Origin of the sequence: Ileibacterium valens, assembly GCF_001945525.1 — a bacterium.
In the GTDB taxonomy this organism is placed as follows: domain Bacteria; phylum Bacillota_I; class Bacilli_A; order Erysipelotrichales; family Erysipelotrichaceae; genus Ileibacterium; species Ileibacterium valens.
The window spans coordinates 1-2906 of the sequence record NZ_MPJW01000096.1 but is presented as its reverse complement, the minus strand read 5'-3'; the positions used below and the strand labels follow the sequence as shown (position 1 = coordinate 2906).

Genomic DNA, 2906 nt, shown 5'->3' with positions numbered 1-2906 from the left:
AGTGCTGTCTACCATCGAACCAAAATGAAGACTATCAATGGGGGTAAGGGGGCAATATGTCTTCTTATTCACTCTTGACAAAGGTCATTTCATAACAGTTATAGTGTGTTTGGTAATTTTGTTTATTGATCATGAACATATTTTACCAAAAGAGGCACCTCATCCATTACGGATCAGGTGCCTCTTTTTATTTTTGGACTGTCAGAAATTTAACAGCCCCTTTTCGTTTTTCATGATGTCGATCAGGAAAAATCCATTGAAAGATAATAAACAAGCGGATTAAACATCCGGGTATTGAAACCGTAAGCCCAGAATTCTGTATCATCCTCGTCATGATCAAAATCATTGTTCAGAGTATGAATCAGAAAATCCTTCTGAACTTCATCGCAGGTACCTGAAGCGAGAAACTCTATGGCGTCATTTAAAGATGGTTCAGCCCGGCATGGAGAGTAGCCAAGACCAGGTAAAAATGAAGAAAGCTCTTTCTGGATAGAAAAAGCATCCTCTTCATTGAGTGAAGAAACGACGACTTTCATCGTAACATGCTTAACTGTTTTTGAGGACATATTCTGCCAGCTTTCGAATATTCAGATCATTATGCAGATTGATGATTTTACCGTTGGAAATGTTCAATACTGCGATTTCAACTTCTTCACCATTCGTAACGATTGTGAAAGTTCCATTAATGTTTTCATAGAAGAAGTCATAAACTCGACTAATTTTTCCCTTGTCTTCTGTTTCTGTCCTTAGGTCAGCATGAAAATCATCCAGGCTTTTCAGTATCGTCCGAATGGCTCCGGCACCGGATGGAGAAATTTTCTTGCCCATAATTCGAATTCCCCTTTCTTGATTCTTTTTTTATTAGATTATCGATACTTCTTCATTATACGTCAGTCTTTAAAGCAAAACTAATTTTTGTTTTTCATTAATTTTGTTAGAATTCATCCTTGTTGGTTTATTTTTTTATCTTAATTACGATTCATCCCGATTCATCCACCCATTTCTGAAGCAAAATTATTTTAGGCAGATGAAAAAAAGAAATTGGACTGAATGACAAAATTTTCAGAACAATTTCTTTTTAGAATTTTTATCCAATTCCAGGTAGTCCCAGGCAATGGTTATTTTTAATTTCAGGGATTAAATCTTTTCTGCTTCGCAGGTGACATGAATTCCTAAAAGATTAAATGCATTCTGATCCACCGGCGAAAGCGCACACGTCACATGAGCCTGCAGACCCTTCAGGTTTCTGAGCTGTTCGAGCGTCTTTTTAGCCAGAGGATTCTGTTGGGCAGAAAGAGATAAGGCAATCAGTACTTCATCCGTATGCAGCCGGGGGTTATTGGCCTTCAGATATTGGGTTTTCAGATTCTGAATTGGTTTAAACGCTTCTGGACGAATCAGATGAATCGAATCATCGACATCCGCCAGATATTTTGCGGCATTCATAACCAGGGCTGCGCATGGTCCCATAAAATCGGTATTGGCTGAGGTAATAATCGTTCCATCTTCCATTTCCATCGCTCCGCAATAGACATGACGCTTCGCTTCTTTTTCTCTGGCGGCTTTAACACAGGCACGATCTTCAGGTTTAACTCCCGCTTTTTTCATCAGCGCTTCCTGAATCCGAAGCTCTTCAACTGGACATTCTTCTTTGATCACCCGGGTGTGGGTATCAAAATAGCGGCGAATGATTTCCTGGCGGCTTGCTTCCTGGCAGACTTCATCATCGCTGATACAGAAACCAGCCATGTTTACACCCATATCCGTTGGGGACTGGTATGGAGAAGTACCGTTGATTTCTTCAAACATATTCCGTAAAACCGGGAAAATTTCAATATCACGATTATAATTGACTGCCACTTCCCCATAAGCGTCCATATGATAAGGATCAATCATATTTTTGTCATTGAGATCCGCAGTGGCTGCCTCATAAGCAATATTGACCGGATGGTTGAGTGGAATGGACCAGATTGGGAAAGTTTCAAATTTTGCATATCCTGCCTGAACTCCACGCAGATTTTCATGATAAAGCTGAGACAGGCAGGTAGCCATTTTTCCACTGCCTGGTCCTGGAGCAGTAACAATCACAAGAGGTCTGGAAGTCTGAATAAAATCATTCTTTCCAAACCCTTTAGGAGAAATGATCTTCTGAGTATCTGTCGGATAGCCTTCAATGTAGTAATGATGATAAGTTTTGATATTCTGTCTGGCGAGTTTTTTCTTGAGTCTTTCAGCGGACTTCTGTCCATTGTAATGAGTAATGACAACGCTGCTCACATATAGACCCTTATTTTGAAATTCGCGAATCAGGCGCAGCACGTCTTCATCATACGGGATCTGTAAATCACCTCGAATTTTGTTTTCTTCAATATCCTTAGCGGAAATTGCGATAATGATTTCTGCCTGATCAGCTAACTGCAGCAGCATCTGCAGTTTGGAGTCCGGTTCAAATCCAGGCAGCACACGGCTGGCATGAAAATCGTCAAAGAGTTTTCCGCCAAATTCCAAATAAAGTTTTCCCTGAAACGAATTGATTCGTTCCATAATTTTTTTTGATTGAGTTTCCAGGTATTTCTGGTTATCGAATCCTTTTTTCATTCCTTCAGTCCCTCATTCTCAATATCTTTTCAGATATACCCTGTACTGATATAACACAGGAAAAATTACTTTCACGCTCCATCTTATCAAATCATTGACGTGTTTGGGAAAATTCTAATATTCACTTTTAATTCGTTTCTTTTGTGTTTCTCAGATCTGAATGCCTAATCTGCGGTAAATCGTAACCTTTTGAAATTTGCACGGGCTTTTATTCCCGGTTATCCCTGAATACCATCAAAGGCGGAAATCTTCTCTGTGCTCCAGCTTTCCTCTCAGGAAAGTCGGAAACGGAAGATTTCCGCCTTTTG

General features: G+C 39.9%; 3 protein-coding genes. All 3 read right to left on the bottom strand.

What is annotated here, in order from left to right; genetic code table 11:
* Positions 1-242: 242 nt before the first annotated feature.
* Entirely contained in the window at positions 243-566 is a 324-nt protein-coding gene (locus BO222_RS04195) for a hypothetical protein (protein ID WP_083647667.1), read from the bottom strand.
* Positions 547-828, bottom strand: coding sequence for a hypothetical protein (locus tag BO222_RS04190; RefSeq protein WP_075818636.1), 282 nt, complete (start codon positions 826-828; stop codon positions 547-549). Before BO222_RS04190 ends, BO222_RS04195 begins: the two co-directional genes overlap by 20 nt.
* Before the next feature lie 309 nt (positions 829-1137).
* Positions 1138-2598: a DUF1846 domain-containing protein gene (locus BO222_RS04185; RefSeq protein ID WP_075818634.1), complete on the bottom strand. Its 1461-nt coding sequence runs from the start codon at positions 2596-2598 to the stop codon at positions 1138-1140.
* Positions 2599-2906 lie beyond the last annotated feature (308 nt).

What these genes read in the sequence shown, in the direction of transcription:
- BO222_RS04185 (WP_075818634.1), bottom strand. Translation starts at nt 2,598, where the DNA reads ATGAAAAAAGGATTCGATAACCAGAAATACCTGGAAACTCAATCAAAA.
- BO222_RS04190 (WP_075818636.1), bottom strand. Translation starts at nt 828, where the DNA reads ATGGGCAAGAAAATTTCTCCATCCGGTGCCGGAGCCATTCGGACGATA.
- BO222_RS04195 (WP_083647667.1), bottom strand. Translation starts at nt 566, where the DNA reads ATGTCCTCAAAAACAGTTAAGCATGTTACGATGAAAGTCGTCGTTTCT.